Here is an 18998-nt window from a genome sequence, read left to right on the forward strand (position 1 = left end):
GGTGCCGGTGCCGGATCTGGTAGTTATAGGCGAATGCGCATCACCTCCCTCGCCGCCGCGGTGGCGGCCGTCCCCCTCCTCGCCGCCCTCGCCCCGCCCGCCGCAGCGACGGCCGCAGGGCCGCCGCGCGTGCCCGTGGGGACGACGGCGGCCTGGGTGGTCTTCGACCGGCAGGCGGGCAGGTTCGTCGCGGCGCGCAACGCCCACCGCAAGTACCGCTCGGCGTCGGTGGTGAAGATCCTCATCGCCATCGACTACCTGGAGCGGCGCAAGAGCGTGCCCAGGGCCGACGCCGACCTGCTCAAGGTCATGCTGCGGGCCAGCGACGACGACGCCGCCTCCACCCTCTGGGACCGGGGCGGCAAGGGGCGGATCATCGTGCGCACCGCGCGCCGGCTCGGCCTCGCCGACACCACGCCGCCGCCCGCGTCCAAGCCCGGCTTCTGGGGCTACACCTCGCTCAGCGCGTACGACGTCGTCCGCACCTACCGCTACCTGCTCGACCGGGCCGACGCCCGGGTCCGCGACACCATCCTCGGCCACCTGCGCCGGGCCGCCCCGTGCGGCGCCGATGGCTTCGACCAGACCTTCGGCATCCCCGACGCGGTGCCCCGCCCCCACGCCGTCAAGCAGGGCTGGTCCGGGTTCGGCACCACGCCGCCCACCCGCTGCCGCGACGCCAGGGCCCTCGGCGCGCCCGTCTCGTGGATCGCCCAGCGCGCCGCCGGCTCCGGCGTGCCCGACTACGGCCGCCCCGTGCTGCACACGACCGGCCTGGTCGGCCCGGGGGAGCGGTACGTCATGGCGGTGCTGACCGCGCACCCGGCGGGCGGCACGTGGAGCGCCTCCGTCAAGCGCATCACCGACCTCACCAGGGGCCTCTACCGCGACGCCACGTCCTGACCCGGCCCGCGCGCGCGGAAAAGCGTTCGCGGGCGCCGGCGAAGATCAGGTAGGCATGGAGGATGGCTGAGCGAACGACCGCTGCACTCGACCGCGTCCTGCGGCAGGCGGGCGGACCCGAGATCCTCGACGTCCTGGCCGAGCGGCTGTCCGGGGCGGACCTCACGACGTTGCTGCTGGAGGTCATGCGGCGCAGGGCCGGCGCGCTCTCGCCCGCCGACGTGCTGCGCCGCTACGGCCACGACCGCTTCGCCGCGCCCGGCGCGGTCGCGTTCCGTGACCTGCGGCGGGCCGAGGACGCCGCGCTGTCGGCGCTCCCGCCCGGCTTCGAGCCCGTCGTGCTCTCCCCGGTCGCGCCGCTCGGCGCGTGCTCGGCCCTCGCCACCGTCGACCAGAACAAGGTGATCTCGACCGTCAGGAACGGCGAGGTCGCCGCCGACCCCACCAACGCCCTCGCTCTGGAGGCGGCGGTCCGCCGCCGCGCCGCGGGCGGGACCGAGCCGGTGCGGCTGGCCGCCGTGCAGCGGGTCGTGCGGGCCCAGCACGTCGAAGGGGCCGCCCGTTTCGCGCACTTCACGTTGTTCGCGCTGGTGACCGCCGGCCGCGACACCGGTGACCACGCCTTCGAACGACGGCACGCCGCCGAGCACCTGGCCATCCTGGGCGAGGCGGTGCGCGCGTGCGGCGCGGGCGAGCCCGAGGCCCGGGTCACGGTGCTCGACGAACGCTTCGAGCGCGTCGCCGCGGCCCTCGGCGGCACCCCCGACCCGGGACGGGAGAGCGGCAGGGGCTACTACAGCGGGCTGTGCTTCAAGGTGTACGCGGGCGGGGTGGAGGTGGGCGACGGCGGCTTCACCGACTGGACGGCCCGCCTGCTCGGCAACCGCAAGGAACGCCTCCTCATCAGCGCCCTCGGCCTCGACCGTCTCGCCCTGGCCCCCTGACCCGCCTCCCGTCCCAGGCAGGCGGGACGGTCAGAGAGCCGGGCGGGCCGGGTGGGGCGGTCAGAGGGCCGGGACGGGGCGGTCAGAGGGCCGGGTGGGGCGGTCAGGGGGCCGGGCGGGTGGCGGCGAGGAGTTCCTGCTCGGCGCGGACCTTCTTGGGCACGCACATGCGCCACGCGTCCAGCACCAGCTCGCGCATCTCCGTCACCTCGAGCGCGGCGGTGCGCGCCACCACCCAGTGGAAGCGCAGGTCGGACTCGCGCGGCAGCAGGAACTTGGCCGGCTCCGCCGCCACCAGGGCCTCGCGCTCCTCCTTGGGGAACCCGAAGCCCATGAGCGTCTCGTCCCGCGAGAAGGCCACGTAGACGATCTTGCCTACCCGGAACTTCACGCGGTCCCGGATCAGGTGCTCCGACGAGCGCGGCAGGGTGCTCGCGAACCGTCGTACATCCTCGACTGTGAACACGCGGCCACGCTAACCGCCGCGACCGACAGTTTTCTCAGCGGTTGCCCTCGGCGGCGGAGATGTCGGCGAGCGCCGAGTTCTGGTCGCGCTCCATCGCCAGGTCGCCGAGGCTCACGATGCCGATCGCGCGGCCGTCCTCGACGACCGGCAGGCGGCGCACCGCGTGCGTACGCATGAGCTGGACCGCCTGGTCGATCTCGGTGTCGGGCCCGACGGCCTCGACGGAGGCGCTGCACGCCTCGCGGACCGGCGTCTCCGGGCCCTTGTCGTCGGCCACCACCCGCACCGCGATGTCGCGGTCGGTGACGATGCCCTGCATGCGCCCGTTCTCGTTGACGATCACCGCCCCGGCGTCGTTCTCGCGCATCAGCGCCGCCGCGACGGACACCGGCTGCTCGGCCTCCACCGCCGCCGGGTCCCTTGTCATCACGTCTGCCACGGTCCTCGCCATGGGGACCTCCTTCTGCCGAACGGATGTCAAACGCCCCCTACCCGCAGCGGGCCGGACCTCACCCCACCTGCTCAAAGGCCCTTGGCCGCCACGCGGATCTCGTCCAGGAGGATCTCCAGATCACGCTCGGTGGTGTCCGGGTGCAGGAAGCAGGCCCGCAGCGCGTCCCGGCCGCCGAGGCGGGTGCCGGTCAGGAACGCGTTCCCGCGCGCCTGCACCGCGAACGGGATCGCCCGGTTGAGCGCGTCCGGGTCGCCGCTCCACGCCGGCGTGTGCCGGAAGGCGGTGATCGACGTGACCACCGGCGCCAGCAGCTCGAAGTCGGGCGCCCGCTCCACCATCGCCGCCAGCGTACGGGCCAGGCCCGTGGTGTGCTCGACCAGGCGGACCACGCCGGAACGGCCGAGGGACGACAGCGTCGCCCACGTCTTCAGCGCGCGGAAGGGGCGGGTCTGCTCCGGCCCGTACTCGGCGAGCCAGCCCAGGTCGCCCGCGTTGTCGTCCACCAGGTACGACGGCACCAGGCTGAAGGCGGCCCGCGCCGCCCCCGGGTCGCGCAGCAGCGCGCACCCGCAGCCGACCGGCACGCCGAGCCACTTGTGCGGGTCCAGGGCGAGCGAGTCGGCCCGGTCCAGGCCCGCGTAGTGCGGCGCCGCGCCCTCGGCCAGCACGCCGAGCGCCCCGTAGGCGCCGTCCACGTGGAACCACAGCCCGTGCTCGGCCGCCACGTCCGCGATCGCGTCGAGCGGGTCCACCGCGCCGGAGTTGACGGTGCCCGCGCTGCCCGCCACGCAGAACGGCCGCCGCCCCGCCGCCAGGTCCTCGGCCACCATCGCGCGCAGCGCGGCCACGTCCATCCGGTAGGCCGCGTCCACCGGCACGGTCCGTACGTTCCGCGCGCCGAGCCCGAGGAGCTGGGCCGCCTTGTGCAGGCAGCTGTGCCCCTCCTCGGTGACGTACAGGACGAACGGCGGCCGTCCGGCCAGGCCCTCCTCGCGCGCGTCCCACCCGTCGGCGAGGGCGGCCCGCTGCCGGGCGGCGGCCAGGCACACGATCGTGGCCATGGACGCCCCGCTGGTCAGCAGCCCGCCGCCGGGCGGATGCGGGAAGCCGATCAGCTCGGCCAGCCAGCGCACCACGGCCCGCTCCAGGTGCGGCCCGGCGTGGTCGCCGCCCGCGCAGCTCGGGTTGAGCGCGGCGGCCAGCGGCTCGACGAGCACGCCCGCCGGGTTGGGCGGGGAGTTGACCCAGCCGAAGAAGCGCGGGTGGCCGTTGCCCATCGGGTGCGGCAGCACGTGCGCGCGGACGTCGTCGAGCAGGTCGTCGAGCGGCCGGCCGTCGGCGGGCAGCTCCTGGCCGCTCAGCCAGGCGCGCTCGCCGTCGGGGACCGGCTGCCACACCGGGCCGTCCGGCACGCCCGCGAGGTGCGCGGCCACGAGGGCGGCCGCCCGCTCACCGGCGGCGCGCAGGTCAGTCATCGAGCTGTCCCTTCCAAGGTGGTTCCGTGATGGTTCAGGTGTCCGGGGGTGCCCAGCTCCATGGCGAGGTAGTAGACGCAGTCTTCGGCGCCGTCGTTGGCGAAGGCGTGGCGGAGGTCGCCCGGGTAGTACGCCGAGTCGCCGGTCTCCAGCGTGTGCGCCCGCCCGTCGATCGTCAGCCGCAGGCTGCCGCGCTCGACCGCGAGGTACTCCCGCGACCCTGGCGCGTGCGGCGCGAACTCGCCGGCGTCCACGCCAGGACCGATGGTCGTGCGCATGAACTCGAACTCCACGTCGCCGAGCACCGGCGACAGCACCCGCCGCTCCCAGCCGGAGGGGTCGCGCAGCACCCGCTGCTCGGCGTGGCGCAGCACCCGCATCGCGCCGTGCGCCGGCTCGTCCAGCAGCCGGGCGATGGACGTGCCGAGCGCCGTGGCCAGCCGGTCGAGCACGAGCACGGTCGGCGTCTTGGCGCCGCGCTCGATGTCGGAGACCATGCTGCGGCTGACGCCCGCCAGGTCGGCGAGGCGTTCGATCGACAGCCCGCGCGCCCGCCGCTCGGCGCGGACCCGCTGCCCCAGCTCGGCCATGGACAGCCCGCTGGACAGCACACTTTCGCCCGTCATCCCTCCACTATAGCGATGAATTGTCCGCTATCGCGGATAGTGTCGCCTGGTAGGCGGCCAGCACCTGCTTGCGGCGCTTGGCGGGCAGGCGGTCGATGTAGAGCCGTCCGTCGAGGTGGTCGCTCTCGTGCTGCAGGCAGCGCGCCAGCAGGCCGGTGCCCGTCACCGTGACCGGCTCGCCCGTCGCGTCGAAGCCGCGGACGGTGGCCCGGTCGGGGCGGGGGAGCGGGGCGTACTGGCCGGGGACCGACAGGCAGCCCTCGTCGCCGGTGTCGAGCCGGCGCTCGCCGAGGCCGGGCGGCTCCAGCACCGGGTTGACGACGACGCCCTTGTGCCGCACGCCGTCGGCGTCGGGGCAGTCGTAGACGAAGACCCGCAGCGCCACGCCGATCTGGTTGGCGGCCAGGCCCACGCCCTCCGCCGCGTACATGCTCGCGAACATGTCGTCGACCAGCGCCGCCAGCTCCTCGCCGAACCGGGTGACCGGCTCGCACGGACGATGCAGCACGGGGTCGCCGACGTGCACGATCGGCCGGACCTCTCCCACGGTTCCTCCTGTGAAGCTCCTTGTGTCCCAGCGTAGGGCCGCGAGAGCCGTGTCTCGGATGGTAAGACGTTCTCTCTTGAATAGTGAGATACGCGCTAGGGTGACGGCATCCGAGGCGAAACGAAGGAGTTTGGCGATGGACCGTCCGGCGACCGCCGTCTACACGCACGGCCACCACGAGTCGGTGCTGCGCTCACACCGCTGGCGCACCGTGGAGAACTCGGCGGCGTACCTGCTGCCCCACCTCAAGCCGCACATGAAGGTGCTGGACGTCGGCAGCGGCCCCGGCACGATCACCGCCGACCTGGCCCGCCTGACGGGCCACGTCACGGCCTCGGAGGTCAGCGCGGACGCGCTGGAGCTGTCCAGGGCCGAGATCGCCGCCCGCGGCCTGACCAACGTGGACTTCGCCGTCGCCGACGTGCACGACCTGCCTTTCGAGGACGACACCTTCTGCGTGGTCCACGCCCACCAGGTGCTGCAGCACGTCGGCGACCCCGTACGGGCGCTGCGCGAGATGCGCAGGGTGACCAAGCCCGGCGGTTACGTCGCCGTCCGCGACAGCGACTACGCCGCCTTCGCCTGGTGGCCCCTGCTGCCCGAGCTGGACGAGTGGCTGGCCCTCTACCAGCGGGTCGCGCGGGGCAACGGCGGCGAGCCCGACGCCGGCCGGCGGCTGCTGTCGTGGGCCCGCGCCGCGGGCTTCTCCGACGTCACCGCCACCTCCTCCACCTGGTGCTTCGCCACCCCCGACGACCGCGCCTGGTGGGGCGGCATGTGGGCGGAGCGCGTCCTCGGCTCCGCCATGGCCGACCAGGCCCTCGCCGCCGGAGCCGCCACCGAGGCGGACCTGCGGCGCATCTCCGCGGGCTGGCGCGCCTGGGCGGCCGCCGAGGACGGCTGGCTGTCCGTCCCGCACGGCGAGCTCATCTGCCGCCCGTGACCGGGTACGGCTCCTGTTCGAGGAAGCGCGCCCTGGTCCAGCCGGACGCGGCGAACGCGGCGCTCGGGCAGGGCGCCGCGTAGCGCCCGAGCCTGAGCATGGCGCTCACCCGCCTGTCGATCAGGAGGCCAGCACCGCCGTCACCCGGCCGATCCCGGGGAAGTCCGCCGTGACGCTGTCGCCCGGCGCGATCGTGACGGCCCTGGTCAGGGAGCCGGACAGCACGACCTGGCCCGGCTCCAGCGACACTCCCAGCGCCCCGATGGCGTTCGCCAGCCAGGCCAGAGCGTTGAACGGCGTCCCGAGGACCGCCGCTCCCGTGCCGGTTTCGGTCACCATGCCGTTCCTGAGCAGTGCGCAGCTCGCGGATCGCAGGTCGACGCCGGCTGGATCGATCGGCGTGCTTCCCAGGATGGCCGCCCCCGACGACGCGTTGTCGGCGATCGTGTCGATGATCGAGATCTTCCAGTCCTGAATCCGGGAGTCGACGATCTCCAGCGCCGGCAGCAGGTATCGCACCGCTCCGCGGGCGTCGTCGGCGGTCACGCCGGGTCCCCGGAGAGGGGCGCCGAGGACGAAGGCGATCTCCGGCTCGATGCGGGGCTGGATGAACCCGCGGGCAGGGATCGGCCGGTGCTCCGGGTGGAACATGCTCGCGGTCAGATGGCCGTAGTCCGGCTCGTGAACGCCCATCTGCCGCTGCATCGCGGCCGAGACCAGGCCGATCTTGTGGCCGCGGACCTGGTCTCCGTCCTCGGTCCAGGACCGCACCTGCTCCTGCTGGATCCGGTAGGCGTCGGCGACCGTCGCGCCGGGGTGGGCAGTGCTCAGGGGAGGGATCGGCGTACCCGACCGGTGGGCGCCGAGCAGCGCGGCGGCCGCCTCTCGAATCTCGGAAGGCCTCATCGTTCACGCGCTCCGCGCCCGGCTCGAAAGCTCCGCCGCCACATCGATGATCATGTCCTCCTGACCTCCGATGACCTCGCGTCGGCCCAGCTCCAGGAGGAGTTCGCGCACGGGTACGCCGTACTTGTCCGCGGCGCGCTTGGCCGGGTGGAAGAAGGTGGAGTAGAGGCCGGCGTAGCCGAGAAGGAGCGCGGTCTCGTCGACGATCTGCGGTTGCGTCATCAACGGCGCGATGAGGTGTTCGGCGACGTCGATCAGTGCGAGGACGTCGACTCCCGCAGGGTGACCGGCACGTTCCAGCGCCGCCGCGAGAGCCTCCGTCTGGGCGTTGCCGGCGCTGGCTCCCAGACCTCGGAGCGACCCGTCGATGTAGGTCGCGCCGTTCTCGACCGCGGCGAGCGCGTTGCCGACGCCCACGCCCAGGTTGTTGTGGGCGTGGAACCCGATGTCCGCGCGGACCGCGTCGCGCAGCGCGGCGACACGGGCTCCGGCGGAACCGGGCACGAGCGCCCCGGCGGAGTCGACCACGTAGATCACCTGTGCGCCGTACGAGTCCAGTTTGGCGGCCTGCTCGGCGAGTGCCGCGGGTTCGAGCTTGTGGCTCATCATCAGGAAGCTCATGACGCGCATGCCCCGGTCGCGCGCGTGGCGGATCGGCTGCTCCGCGCAGTCCGCCTCGGTGCAGTGCGTGGCGACCCGTACCGTGGTCGCGCCCGCGTCGCGGACGGCGTCCAGGGCGGCGAGCGTCGAGATCCCCGGCACGTACAGCACCGCGATGTCCGCTTGGTCCACTGCGGTGACGGCGGCCTGGACGTACTCGACGTCCGTCGCGGCGGCGAAGCCGTACTGGATCGAGGAGGCGCCGATGCCGATGCCGTGGGCGACCTCGATGACCCGGACACCCGCCCGGTCGAGACCGCCGGCCACCGCGCCGACCTGTTCCGGTGTGAACCGGTGCGAGACACTGCTCATGCCGTCGCGCAGGCTCGTGTCCACGAGAGTGATCATCGGGCGGCTCCCAGGGTCTTCTGCGCGATCCGTTCGGCGACGGCCGTCGCGGCGGCGGTGATGATGTCGAGGTTGCCCGCGTACGCGGGCAGGAAGTCGCCGGCGCCCTCCACCTGGACCATGACGGTGACCAGGTCGCCGTCGATCTCCAGGAGCCGCAGCCGGTAACCCGGCACGTACCGTCGCACTTCGGCGACGATGTCCCGTACGGCGTGCTCGATCCGGTCGGCGTCTCTCCGGCGGACCCTCGCGTACACGGTGTCACGCATGACCATGGGCGGTTCGGCCGGATTGATCAGCGAGAACGCTTTGGCCTCGTCCACCCCGGCGACGGCGGTCAGGGCCTGTGCGGTCTTCTCGCTGAACTCGCTGAGGTTCCACCGGGTGCCCGGGCCCGCGCCGGCGCTCGCGATGGTGGCGACGATCTCGCCGTACGAGACGTCGGCCACCTGGTCGATCGCGTACAGGAGGGGGATGGTCGCCTGCCCCGCGCAGCTGACCATGTTGAGGTTCGGCGCCTGCAGATGATCGTCGAGGTTGACGGCGGGCACGACCCAGGGGCCGACCGACGCGGGTGTCAGGTCGATCGCGATGATCCCCGCCGCCGCGTAGCGCGGCGCGGCCGCGGCGTGCACTTTCGCCGAGGTCGCCTCGAACACCAGCGCAGGCCGGTCCGATCGGCTGAGCAGCCAGTCGACGCCCTCCGCGGACACCTCGACGCCGAGGTCCCTCGCCCGCCGCAGGCCCTCGCTGTCAGGGTCGATTCCGATCATGAAACGCGGATCGATGAGTTCGGACCGGCGCAGCTTGTAGAGCAGATCCGTGCCGATGTTGCCTGAGCCGACGATCGCCGCCGGGACTTTCACGGGCATGCGTACGCCCTCCTTGTGACCGAAAAGGGGTTGCTGTCCCCGCGGGCCGGCAGCCCGGGGGTTACGGGGATTCGAGGGCTCAGCCGCTGGCCGGTCGGCGGATCTCGACCAGGAGTTCCAGTTCGACGGGTGCGCCCAGCGGCAGCGACGCCACCCCGACCGCCGAGCGGGCATGCCGCCCGGCGTCGCGGAAAAGCTCGCAGAGCAGGTCCGACGCCCCATCGCCGACCTGGGGAAGACGGGTGAAATCGGCCGTCGACGCGACGAACACCAGGGCCTTGACGACGCGGGCCACCGCCGCGAGATCGCCGATCTCCGCCTTCAGCGCGGCCAGTGCGTTCAGCGCGCACTGGCGCGCGCACTCGTAGGCGAGCTCCACGCTGACCGTGTCACCGAGCCGGCCGGTCGCGATCAGCCGCCCCTCCCGCAGCGGCACCTGGCCCGAGACGTGGACGTGGTCGCCGCTGCGTACGGCGGGCACGTACGTCGCGACCGGAGGGACGGGCTCCGGCAACGTCAGCCCGAGCTCCTCCAGACGCCGTTCGGGATGAGACGGCGCCCGCTCCGTTCCGGCGTGTCCCGGGCTCATCGGGGGCCGCCGCGCCAGTCCGGCATCGCGCGCTCGCCGACGGCGACGTCGTAGGCCGCGCGGGCCAGCAGACGGGTCGAGTCCAACGTCGGCAGGCAGGAGACATCGGGCGTGATCAGCAACGGGATCTCGGTGCAGACGAGCGCGACCGCGTCGCAGCCCCGCTCGGCCAGCCGTGCGATGACGCGCAGATACTCCTGGCGCGACGCGTCGCTGACCACGCCGTTCACCAGCTCCTTGAAGATGATCTCGTTGACGAGGTGGCGGTCGCCGGCGTCCGGCAGCTCCGCGGCGATCCCGCGGGCGGCCAGCGCCCGCGGGTACAGCGGCCCGTCCATCGTGTACCTGGTGCCCAGCACGCCGACACGGGTGCGCCCCTCGGCCGCTGCCTGGTCCGCGACGACCTCGGCGATGTGGAGGCCCGGCAGCGGGAGGTCCGGCCCCGGTGCCTCCAGAGCCAGGTGGGCGGTGTTGTCCGGGCAGACGAAGAAATCGGCGCCGGCCCGGGCGAGCCGCTGCGCGCTGGTCGCCAGGGTGGCCCGGACGGCCGCGTGATCTCCGCTGTCCCAGGCGGGCATGCTGTAGCCGAAGGCGATGTAGTCCATGGTGACGTCGGGATGCTCGTTGCGGCCGGTCCGGCGGAATCCCTCCTCACAGAAGTCGAGGAAGCAAAGGGCGGCTCCTCCCGTGCTGTGAGCGAGAACTCCAAGGTGTTTCACGACGGCTCCGGCGTTTCATGACTTCGGGACGGCTCCATTCTTCCCTGGAGTACGCCGGTTGCCCACTTCGAGGCATCGATCGATATAGCATCCATGCCGTGGAGGCATGGATGGATCTGCGGCTGCTGGGCTACTTGGTGGCGATCGCCGAAGAGGGATCCATCAGCGCGGCCGCTCGCCGCCTGCGGCTGACCCAGCCGACCCTGAGCCGGCAGCTCCATGACCTCGAACGACGCCTGGGAGCCGAGCTGTTCACCCGCGCCGGCCGCGGCCTCGTTCCCACCACTGCCGGCGAGGCGCTGCTCCGGCGGGCCGTACGCATGCTGGCCGACGCTGAAGCCGCTCTGCACGACGTACGGCTGGCCGCCGAGGGCAAGACCGGCCGGCTGACGGTCGGGTTCGCCGGATCGGGCATCAACGGCGCACTCGGGGACGCACTCGGCCGGCTGCGCGCAGAGCTTCCCGACGTCGAGCTGTCCCTGGTGGAGCTGTTCGACGACGCCGAGATGTCGGCCGGCATCCTGGACGGCAGCCTCGACGTGGCGGTGCAGCGGCTGCCGGTCCGCGACGCCCGCCTGGCCACCCGGGTCTGGACGCGCGAGCCGCTGACCCTCTTCCTGCCGGCCGGGCACCCGCTCGCCACGACCCGTGAGCCGGCGCCGGTCTCCGTGCTCGGTGAGATCCCCCTGGTGCTGTGGCCACGGGAGGCCGCGCCCCACGCGCACGACGAGATCACCTCGTTGTGCCACCACGCCGGGATCGTGCCGCGCGTCGGCGCGCGGGGCCGGACCGTGCAGACGATCCTCGCGCTGGTCGCCGCCGGTTTCGGCGCGGCCGTGATGGCCGACTCCTATCGAGTGCTGCGCCGGGAGGGCGTGACAGCACGACGGCTCGCGGGCACCGCCACCACCTTGCACCTGGTCTGGCAGGCCGGGGACATGGGGCCGCTTCTCACCCGTTTCATGACCGTACTGAACGCCGTGAAGGCCCGACCTCCGCGATGAAGGACCCGAGCCTCCCGGCAGAAGCGGCCGGCGAGGCGCCGAAAGGCGTCAAAGGCCGAGGGTGCGGGCGCGCTGCCACTGCGGGTCGCGGTAGAGGACCATGTCGGTGCCCAGCATCTCGTCGGGGGCCGACAGCATGGCGATCTCGCCCGCGGCCTGCAGTTGCAGCAGCAGGTCGCGCACCCGCGGGCCCACGGGCAGCCGTCCGGCGGGCAGGCCGAGGCCGGTGCGCACCGTGTCGGCGATCTCCGACAGGCGGAACGGCCCGTCGAAGCGGGCCACGATCCCGCGTACGACGCTCATGGTGATGAGGTTCTCCGCCTCGGCGTGGGCGAGCTGCCAGGTGATCTGCTCCTTGCGCCGCCCGCTGCCCGCGCACGACGTGCAGCCGCGCGACAGGCCCGGGGCGACCTCCTCCTCGGCCGAGCCGAGGCAGGCCGAGCAGAGGTTGTTCTCGGCCGCGTGGAGCTCGGCCGTCATCCGGCCGCCGAGGATGACGCCGCACGCGCAGGCGAACGCCTCACCGAGGATGCTGTTCTGCGGGGAGATCGTATGCTTCGTCACCGAGCCGACTCTACCGTCACCGGCGGGCCGCCGATCACGACCGGATCACGGGCTCACGCGCGGGCTCATCCCCGGAGGTCCGACAGGCCGCGCAGCCGCCGCAGCGCCTTCCTGGCGGCGGCCGCGATCCGCTCGTCCGGATGGTGGTCGATGAAGACCTGGAGCACCCGCCCGGTCCACGGATGGTCGCCGAACGCCAGGATCGCGATCGTGGCGGCCTGCTCCTCGGAGTTCATCCCCATGGCGATCGACTTGATCACCTCGTCCGGCGCGTCGCCGAACTCCAGCAGCGCCGCCGCCATGTCCACCAGCACCCACGCGATCTCCTCCGGCACCGGCTGCCGCTGCGGGTTCGCCGTCCTGGCCGCGACCACCGCGCCCAGCTTCGGCTCCTCCAGCAGCCGCAGCAGCGCGTGCCTGCCCTCGTCCCCGAGGTCGTGGGAGAGCACCTCGACGCCGACCGCCCGGCTGAGCGGGCTCACCGTGGCGAGCGCGGCGGCCAGGGAGGCGACGGCGTCGTCCCGGTCGCGGCCCTTCAGCCAGCCGGCCAGCTCCTCGTCACGCTCGGCCTCGGGGTAGGAGCGCAGCGCGTGCAGCAGCGTGGCCGCGTCGGCGCCGGCGAGCGAGCCCATGACGGGGATCTCCTGCCCGGTGGTGTCGGCGATGATCAGCCGGGCCGCCCAGAGGCCGAGCCAGCTCAGCGTGTACGGCTCCGCCGTCCGCACCAGCCCGAGCCCCGCCAGCGTCTCCGGCGCCTCGCCCTTGACCGGCTCACGGGACAGGAACAGCCGGATGAGCTCCACCAGCAGCCCCTCGTCGGCGGCCAGCCGCTCCCTGCAGTGGTCCGCCCAGGCGGCCAGCACCTCGGCGTCGCCGCCCTCCGCCCCCAGTTCCCCCGTTCCCAGTTCCTTCGCCAGTGGGGCGGCGCGGACGGCCGCGGCCAGCGTGGCCTCGTCGGGCAGCCGGATGGGCGGCTGCAGGGGCAGCGTCTCGTCGTCGTAGGACCTCACGAGCCCATCCTTTCGCGTTCTTTGCGATACAGTGCCCGCTGACGCCGAAAAGTCGGAAGAAAGGAGGCGCTGAGATGTTCGGCACTGCCCCGGGCGCTCCGCGCGCCCTCTTCCCCTTCTCGGAGGAATCGTGCTTTTCCGTACCGCGGTCGGCGACGACCTAGACCGTCTGCTCGGCTGCGTCGTCGACGAGTCCGTCAGCTGGGCCCACCCTGACCGCCTCCTGTCGTTCCTGGAGAGCGGGAACTACCGCTACGACCACATCTGGCTGGCCCTCGACGAGGACACCGGCGACATCCTGGCCCGCGCCGTCTGGTGGGGCTTCCCCGGCGGGCGGCCGCTCGCCCTCGACTGCATCCATGTCCACCCGTCCGTCCGGGACCGGGTCGCGCTGGCCGCCGAGCTGCTGGAGCGCGGCCACGCCGCGTTCGGCGACCGCCCGGCGTACCACGTGTTCCTGTCCGAGGGCTGGCGCGAGGACCCGAAGGCCACCGCCGGGCTCGCCTGGCGCAAGGAGGCCGCCGGCCGCGCCGGGCTCACCGACGAGCTGGAGCGCCTGCGGTTCGCCTGGACGGCCGACGAGGCCGTGCCCGAGCCGTCGGGCCGGCTGGTCTTCCGCGGCGATGACGACGACGAGGCGTTCGTGGCGGCGTTCCGCCGGGTGGCGGAGGGCACGCTCGACCACGCCACCCGGACGGCCCTGCGCACCATGACGCCGGAGGAGCAGGCGCGCCAGGACGTCGCCGACTACCGGCAGATGCCGGGGGACCGGTCGTGGTGGCGGCTGGCGTACTCGGCCGCCGACGGCTCCCTGGTGGGCGTCGCGCTGCCGTCGGCCAACAACGCCGGGCCCGTCGTCGGCTACCTCGGCGTCGTGCCCGAGCACCGCGGGCACGGCTACGTGGACGACCTGCTCGGCGAGATCACCCGCTCTCACGCCGAGCGGGGCGTGGAGCGCGTCGCGGCCGACACCGACCGCGGCAACGTGCCGATGGTGAAGGCGTTCGAGCGGGCCGGGTACCGCACCTTCGCCGTCCGGCTGGTGCTGTCGGCCGGCTGACCGTCCAGACGATCGGGCCGCCGCCGGGCCGGACACTTGCGCCGGGGCCCCGGCGGCTGGTCTGATCGATAAGTGGCTGGTTATGACGAGACGTACCTGCGGAGCATCCGGCATCCCGAGGAGTTCTGGGCCGAGGCGGCCCGCGGCATCGACTGGGACGTGGCTCCGGCCACGGTCCTCGGCCCCGACGGCCGCTGGTTCCCCGACGGGCGGCTCAACACCTGCCACAACGCGCTCGACCGGCACGTGGCCGCGGGCCGCGGCGGGCAGCCGGCGCTGATCCACGACAGCCCGGTCACCGGCGCCGTGCGCGTGCTCAGCTACGCCGAGCTGCTCGACGAGGTGGCGCGGACCGCGGGCATGCTGCGCGACCTCGGCGTGGGCGCCGGCGACACCGTCGTGATCTACATGCCGATGGTGCCCGAGGCCGTGGTCGCGATGCTGGCCTGCGCGCGCCTCGGGGCGGTGCACTCGGTGGTGTTCGGCGGGTTCGCCGCCCGCGAGCTGGCGGTGCGCGTCGACCACGCCCGGCCCAAGGTCGTGCTGTCGGCCTCCTGCGGCATCGAGCCCAGCCGGGTGGTGGCGTACAAACCGCTGCTGGACGCGGCGCTGGAGGAGGCCGCCCACCGGCCGGAGCGGTGCGTGATCCTGCAACGCCCGCAGTGCCCGGCCGAGCTGACCGAGGGCCGTGACCTCGACTGGGCCGCGACCGTGCGCGACGCCGCGCCCGCGCCCTGCGTGAGCGTGGCCGCCACCGACCCGCTCTACGTCCTCTACACCTCCGGCACCACCGGCTCGCCGAAGGGCGTGCTGCGCGACAACGGCGGCCACGCCGTCGCGCTGCACTGGAGCATGGCCAACGTGTACGGCGCCGCCCCCGGCGAGGTCTTCTGGGCGGCCTCCGACGTCGGCTGGGTCGTCGGCCACTCCTACATCGTCTACGCCCCGCTGCTGGCCGGCTGCACGACCGTCCTGTACGAGGGCAAGCCCGTCGGCACCCCCGACCCCGGCGCGTACTGGCGGGTGGTGGCCACGCACGGCGTGCGGACGCTGTTCACCGCGCCGACCGCGATCCGCGCCATCAAGAAGGAGGACCCCTCCGGAGAATTCGCGAAAAAGTGGGACCTGTCCGGGCTGCGGCACCTCTTCCTCGCCGGCGAACGCCTCGACCCCGACACCTACCACTGGGCCGCCGGCCTGCTCGGCGTCCCCGTCGTCGACCACTGGTGGCAGACCGAGACCGGCTGGCCCATCGCCGCCAACTGCGTCGGCATCGAGACCCTGCCGGCCAGACCCGGCTCCCCGACCAAGCCCGTGCCCGGCTGGGACGTGCACGTCCTGGACGCCGACGGCAACGACTGCCCGCCCGGCGTCGAGGGCTCGGTCACGGTCAAGCTGCCGCTGCCGCCCGGCGCCCTGCCCACCCTCTACCGCGACGAGGCCCGCTTCCGCTCCTCCTACCTCGACCGCCATCCCGGCCACTACCTGACCGGCGACGGCGGCCACTTCGACGCCGACGGCTACCTCTACGTCATGGGCCGCATCGACGACGTCATCAACGTGGCCGGGCACCGGCTGTCCACCGGCTCCATGGAGGAGGTCCTCGCCGGCCACCCCGACGTCGCGGAATGCGCCGTCATCGGCGTGGCCGACGAGCTCAAGGGACAGGTCCCGGTCGGCTTCGCGGTGCTCAAGTCCGGCTGCGAGCGCGACCCCGGGGAGCTGGAGCGCGAGCTGGTCGCCCTGGTACGCGAGCGCATCGGCCCCGTCGCCGCCTTCCGCCGCGCCGTCGTGGTCGCCCGGCTGCCGAAGACCCGCTCCGGCAAGATCCTGCGCGGCACCATGCGCGACATCGCCGACGACCGCCCGTACACCACGCCGTCCACGATCGAGGACCCCGCCGCCCTGCCGGAGATCGCTGAGGCGATGAAACGGGCATGAAAGGAATGTGACCGCCGCACCCAGCGCTGACGGGACAACCCCAGTCCCCGGGAGAAGGCCATGATCGAGACCCCGAGCTACGCCGACGCCCTGCGCATCCTCGGCTGCAAGGACGGCAGGCTGGCCAAGGTGATCGGGTTCGCCGCGGCGGCCGAGCGCAGCGGGTGGCCGCTGGCCGGCGCCGGGCAGCTCGTCATGGGCGTGGCCGACATGCGCGCCTCCGTCGTCCGCTACGGCGAGGACGTCCTCGGCCGCCTGCCGGAGCTGCGCGGCGGCGTCGACCGGCACACCCGCACCCAGCGCCTGGCCGCCGCGCACGCCGTCATCGTCGTCTCCGCCTACTTCGAGGCGCTCGGCGAGGTCAAGCTGCCGTTCACGCTGGAGCAGCTCGACCGCACCGAGAAGATCGCGCGCGGCGTGCCGACCCCCGAGCGCTTCGCCCGCCTGATGGCCGCCCTGATGCTGGAGCGCCTGCCCACCCCCGAGCCGCACATCCCGTTCGGCGAGACCCGCCAGGCGGTGGAACGTGCCTACGCGCGCATGTCGGAGGCCCTGACCGGCTACGCCGCCGGCCTGCCCGTCTGGGACGAGCTGAGCCACGACGACCAGATCCTGCTGCCCCGGATGCTCGCCGAGGGCCCGCCCGCCCACGCCCTGCGCGTCTACGACGAGAACTACCGCTCGCTGGCCCTCGACAGCCACGAGTTCGGCGTGCGCAGCCTGGTCACCGAGCGCCCCCAGCCCTCCACCGCGCTGTCCAGGGTGGCGTGGCTGCTGGCCGAGCTGGCGCCGCCCCGCGTCGGCGACCGCCCCATGGTCCACCTGGCCAGGATGGCCGCCAACCTGCTCGACCAGCCGCTCCTGCTGGCCGGCAAGCTGCCCGAGGACGTCTACCTGCCGCTGCTCGGCGAGGGCTATCTCACCCCGCGCTGCCGGGTGGCCGAGCTGACCCGCGACGCCTCGCCCACGCTCGACGGCTGGTGGGAGGACCAGCGGCTGCTGCCCGACACCGAGGCGTTCCTCGTCGGGCACCTCACCTCGCTGCGCGCCACCCGGGCGCCGCTGCTCGTGCTCGGCGACCCCGGCTCGGGCAAGACCAAGCTGACCGAGGTGCTGGCCGCCCGCCTGGCCCGTTCGGAGTTCCTGCCGATCCGGGTGGACCTGCAGGGGGTCGCGCCGCGCGCGGACGTCACCGAGCAGATCGAGCAGGCCATCGCCGCCGTGCTCGGCGAGGAGGTCTCCTACGGCGACCTCGTGGAGGCCGCCGGCGGGGCGCAGCCGGTCATCCTCCTCGACGGGCTGGACGAGCTGCTGCTCGGCGGCGCCGGCCGCTACGACTACCTCGCCCGCGTGGAGGAGTTCCAGCGCCGCGAGGCCGGGCTCGGCCGCCCCGCCGCCGTCATCGTGACCAGCCGCACGGTCGTGGCCGAGCGCATCCGCTTCCCCGACGGGCTGCTGGCGCTGCGGCTCCTGCCGTTCGAGGACGACCAGGTACGCCAGTGGCTGGAGATCTGGGACCAGGCCAACCGCGCCCTGCTGGCCCGCCGCGACCTCACGCCGCTGCCCGCCGAGGCCGCGCTCGCCCACGGCGAGATGGCCCGCCAGCCGCTGCTGCTGCTCCTGCTCGCCCTCTACGACGCCGGCGGCAACGCCGCGCAGCAGGACGACCCCCGGCGGCGCCCGCTCAAGCGCTCCCGCCTGTACGAGGTGCTGCTGCGCGACTTCACCGAACGCGAGACCGGCGGCGCCGGCCGGGTGGTCATCGACCAGGAGCTGGTGCTGCTCGGCGCGGCGGCGCTGTCCATGCTGGCCCGCGGCCGCCAGGTCATCACCGACGAGGCGCTCGAACGCGACCTGCCCGCCCTGTGCCACGGCGGCGAGGACGACCCGGCGGACGCCGACCCCGACCGGCCGGCCCGCGCGGGCTGGGCGCGCAGGGCCACCGAGCGGTTCTTCTTCGTCCGCAGGGGCGGCCACGCCTTCCTGCACTCCACCTTCGGCGACTTCCTGGTCGCCTGGCTGGCCGTCTACGCGCTGCGCGACCTCGACCGCAGGCGCAGCCAGGCCGGTGACGAGCCTCTGGCGCTCGTGCAGAGCGTGGACGACGACCTGCTCTACGCCGTCATCTCCCACTCCTGCCTGGCCGAGCGCGGGCCGATCGTCGGGTTCGTCATCGACCTGCTCGACGACGTGCCGCCCGAGATCCGGGCCCGCTGCGTCGAGCAGCTGTCCGGGCTGCTGCGCCGCTCCCTGCACGAGACCGGGCGCCGCCACTTCACCGGCTTCCGCCCGGTGCGGCACAGTCTGGCGCGGCGGCTGGCCGCGTACTCGGCGAACCTCGCGCTGCTCGTCGTGGCCGCCGCCGACGGGCCGGTCCGCGTCTCGGAGCTGCTGCCTGGGCCCGACGCGGCCGAGCGCTGGTCGTCCTTCACCCACCTGTGGAAGGGCCAGCTCGGGGAGGAGGGATGGAACGGCCTGGTCACCGCCCTGTCGGCGCGGCGGGTCATGGAGAACGGCGTGGAGGACGTCGTGCTCGGCGCCGACGACCCCACGGGGATGGGTGACGCCGTCGTCGCCGTCGCCACCGGGCACGGCCCGCGCCACCGCCGCCTGCTCGACCTGCTGCTGCGCGCGCTGGGGGAGGGGCGGCCCCTGCCGTACCGGGACCGGGTGGCCATCCTGGAGGAGCTGCTGCGCACGGCCGCGGTCCGCTCGCCGGCCGTGCACCAGGCGCTCGGCGCGCTGTGGGCGGAGGGCGGCGCCGACCACGCGCGGCTGCGACCCCTCCTGCGCGCCGTGCTCGCCGATCCGCGCGAGCGGCGGGCCGCCTGGGAGCTGCTGGTCAAGGCGGGCATCCCCGAGACGGCGCTGTGGGAGATCCAGCAGGACGATGGTTGAAACCCCGGACGCCCGGCGACATTCGAGGCTGACACGCGAGCGGATTGTTACGTAATATCCACATACCGA

General features: G+C 73.6%; 20 protein-coding genes. 7 read left to right on the forward strand and 13 right to left on the reverse strand.

The window, feature by feature from the left end; all coding sequences use genetic code 11:
* Positions 1 to 33 precede the first annotated feature (33 nt).
* Positions 34 to 903, forward strand: a complete 870-nt coding sequence (locus ABD292_RS06850; RefSeq protein ID WP_344206092.1) for a hypothetical protein — start codon at positions 34 to 36, stop codon at positions 901 to 903.
* A gap of 62 nt (positions 904 to 965) precedes the next feature.
* Positions 966 to 1847: a hypothetical protein gene (locus ABD292_RS06855; RefSeq protein ID WP_344206094.1), complete on the forward strand. Its 882-nt coding sequence runs from the start codon at positions 966 to 968 to the stop codon at positions 1845 to 1847.
* 103 nt (positions 1848 to 1950) lie between these two features.
* Here ABD292_RS06855 and ABD292_RS06860 read toward each other — a convergent pair whose 3' ends face one another.
* The 5 genes from ABD292_RS06860 to def all read right to left on the reverse strand — a co-directional run bounded on the left by ABD292_RS06860 (position 1951) and on the right by def (position 5415).
* Positions 1951 to 2313, reverse strand: a complete 363-nt coding sequence (locus tag ABD292_RS06860; RefSeq protein WP_344206095.1) for an MmcQ/YjbR family DNA-binding protein — start codon at positions 2311 to 2313, stop codon at positions 1951 to 1953.
* 34 nt (positions 2314 to 2347) lie between these two features.
* Entirely contained in the window at positions 2348 to 2764 is a 417-nt protein-coding gene (locus ABD292_RS06865) for a CBS domain-containing protein (RefSeq protein ID WP_344206097.1), read from the reverse strand.
* Positions 2765 to 2835: 71 nt separating this feature from the next.
* Entirely contained in the window at positions 2836 to 4242 is a 1407-nt protein-coding gene (locus ABD292_RS06870) for a pyridoxal phosphate-dependent decarboxylase family protein (RefSeq protein ID WP_344206099.1), read from the reverse strand.
* Complete coding sequence (locus ABD292_RS06875) at positions 4239 to 4868, reverse strand: helix-turn-helix domain-containing protein (protein ID WP_344206100.1); 630 nt, start codon at positions 4866 to 4868, stop codon at positions 4239 to 4241. The genes ABD292_RS06870 and ABD292_RS06875 overlap by 4 nt, the downstream gene beginning before the upstream one ends.
* 7 nt (positions 4869 to 4875) lie before the next feature.
* On the reverse strand, positions 4876 to 5415 hold the full coding sequence (gene def, locus ABD292_RS06880) for a peptide deformylase (RefSeq protein WP_344206101.1): 540 nt from the start codon (positions 5413 to 5415) through the stop codon (positions 4876 to 4878).
* A 136-nt stretch (positions 5416 to 5551) separates the two neighbouring features.
* On the opposite strand from def, the gene ABD292_RS06885 reads away from it, so the two are divergent.
* Positions 5552 to 6358, forward strand: coding sequence for a class I SAM-dependent methyltransferase (locus tag ABD292_RS06885; RefSeq protein WP_344206103.1), 807 nt, complete (start codon positions 5552 to 5554; stop codon positions 6356 to 6358).
* On the opposite strand, the gene ABD292_RS06890 is transcribed toward ABD292_RS06885, so the two are convergent.
* From ABD292_RS06890 to ABD292_RS06915, 6 genes are all read right to left on the reverse strand, one after another.
* The gene (locus ABD292_RS06890; RefSeq protein ID WP_344206106.1) at positions 6342 to 6467 is read right to left on the reverse strand and encodes a hypothetical protein; all 126 of its coding nucleotides are present in this window, start codon (positions 6465 to 6467) and stop codon (positions 6342 to 6344) included. The genes ABD292_RS06885 and ABD292_RS06890 overlap by 17 nt on opposite strands.
* A gap of 11 nt (positions 6468 to 6478) precedes the next feature.
* On the reverse strand, positions 6479 to 7264 hold the full coding sequence (locus tag ABD292_RS06895; protein WP_344206107.1) for a 2-keto-4-pentenoate hydratase: 786 nt from the start codon (positions 7262 to 7264) through the stop codon (positions 6479 to 6481).
* Between the two features lie 3 nt (positions 7265 to 7267).
* Positions 7268 to 8272 carry a 4-hydroxy-2-oxovalerate aldolase gene (gene dmpG, locus ABD292_RS06900; protein ID WP_344206109.1) on the reverse strand — a complete coding sequence of 335 codons (1005 nt, stop codon included), beginning with the start codon at positions 8270 to 8272 and terminating at the stop codon, positions 7268 to 7270.
* Entirely contained in the window at positions 8269 to 9144 is an 876-nt protein-coding gene (locus tag ABD292_RS06905; RefSeq protein ID WP_344206111.1) for an acetaldehyde dehydrogenase (acetylating), read from the reverse strand. The genes dmpG and ABD292_RS06905 overlap by 4 nt, the downstream gene beginning before the upstream one ends.
* A 79-nt stretch (positions 9145 to 9223) precedes the next feature.
* Positions 9224 to 9733 carry a RidA family protein gene (locus ABD292_RS06910; protein ID WP_344206112.1) on the reverse strand — a complete coding sequence of 170 codons (510 nt, stop codon included), beginning with the start codon at positions 9731 to 9733 and terminating at the stop codon, positions 9224 to 9226.
* Positions 9730 to 10338 carry an aspartate/glutamate racemase family protein gene (locus tag ABD292_RS06915; protein ID WP_486348466.1) on the reverse strand — a complete coding sequence of 203 codons (609 nt, stop codon included), beginning with the start codon at positions 10336 to 10338 and terminating at the stop codon, positions 9730 to 9732. The genes ABD292_RS06910 and ABD292_RS06915 overlap by 4 nt, the downstream gene beginning before the upstream one ends.
* A 212-nt stretch (positions 10339 to 10550) precedes the next feature.
* Here ABD292_RS06915 and ABD292_RS06920 point away from each other — a divergent pair, with 212 nt between their 5' ends.
* On the forward strand, positions 10551 to 11456 hold the full coding sequence (locus ABD292_RS06920; protein ID WP_344206116.1) for a LysR family transcriptional regulator: 906 nt from the start codon (positions 10551 to 10553) through the stop codon (positions 11454 to 11456).
* Between the two features lie 48 nt (positions 11457 to 11504).
* On the opposite strand, the gene ABD292_RS06925 is transcribed toward ABD292_RS06920, so the two are convergent.
* Entirely contained in the window at positions 11505 to 12020 is a 516-nt protein-coding gene (locus ABD292_RS06925; protein ID WP_091084726.1) for a hypothetical protein, read from the reverse strand.
* 65 nt (positions 12021 to 12085) lie between these two features.
* Positions 12086 to 13030, reverse strand: coding sequence for a hypothetical protein (locus ABD292_RS06930; protein WP_344206118.1), 945 nt, complete (start codon positions 13028 to 13030; stop codon positions 12086 to 12088).
* Between the two features lie 130 nt (positions 13031 to 13160).
* On the opposite strand from ABD292_RS06930, the gene ABD292_RS06935 reads away from it, so the two are divergent.
* The 3 genes from ABD292_RS06935 to ABD292_RS06945 all read left to right on the forward strand — a co-directional run bounded on the left by ABD292_RS06935 (position 13161) and on the right by ABD292_RS06945 (position 18929).
* A complete protein-coding gene (locus ABD292_RS06935) occupies positions 13161 to 14090 on the forward strand; it encodes a GNAT family N-acetyltransferase (protein WP_344206119.1) in 930 nt (309 codons plus the stop codon).
* Between the two features lie 72 nt (positions 14091 to 14162).
* On the forward strand, positions 14163 to 16031 hold the full coding sequence (locus tag ABD292_RS06940) for a propionyl-CoA synthetase (protein ID WP_344206120.1): 1869 nt from the start codon (positions 14163 to 14165) through the stop codon (positions 16029 to 16031).
* A 60-nt stretch (positions 16032 to 16091) separates the two neighbouring features.
* Positions 16092 to 18929: an NACHT domain-containing protein gene (locus ABD292_RS06945; protein WP_344206122.1), complete on the forward strand. Its 2838-nt coding sequence runs from the start codon at positions 16092 to 16094 to the stop codon at positions 18927 to 18929.
* Positions 18930 to 18998: the final 69 nt, after the last annotated feature.

Origin of the sequence: Nonomuraea bangladeshensis (assembly GCF_039529455.1) — a bacterium.
In the GTDB taxonomy this organism is placed as follows: Bacteria; Actinomycetota; Actinomycetes; order Streptosporangiales; family Streptosporangiaceae; genus Nonomuraea; species Nonomuraea bangladeshensis.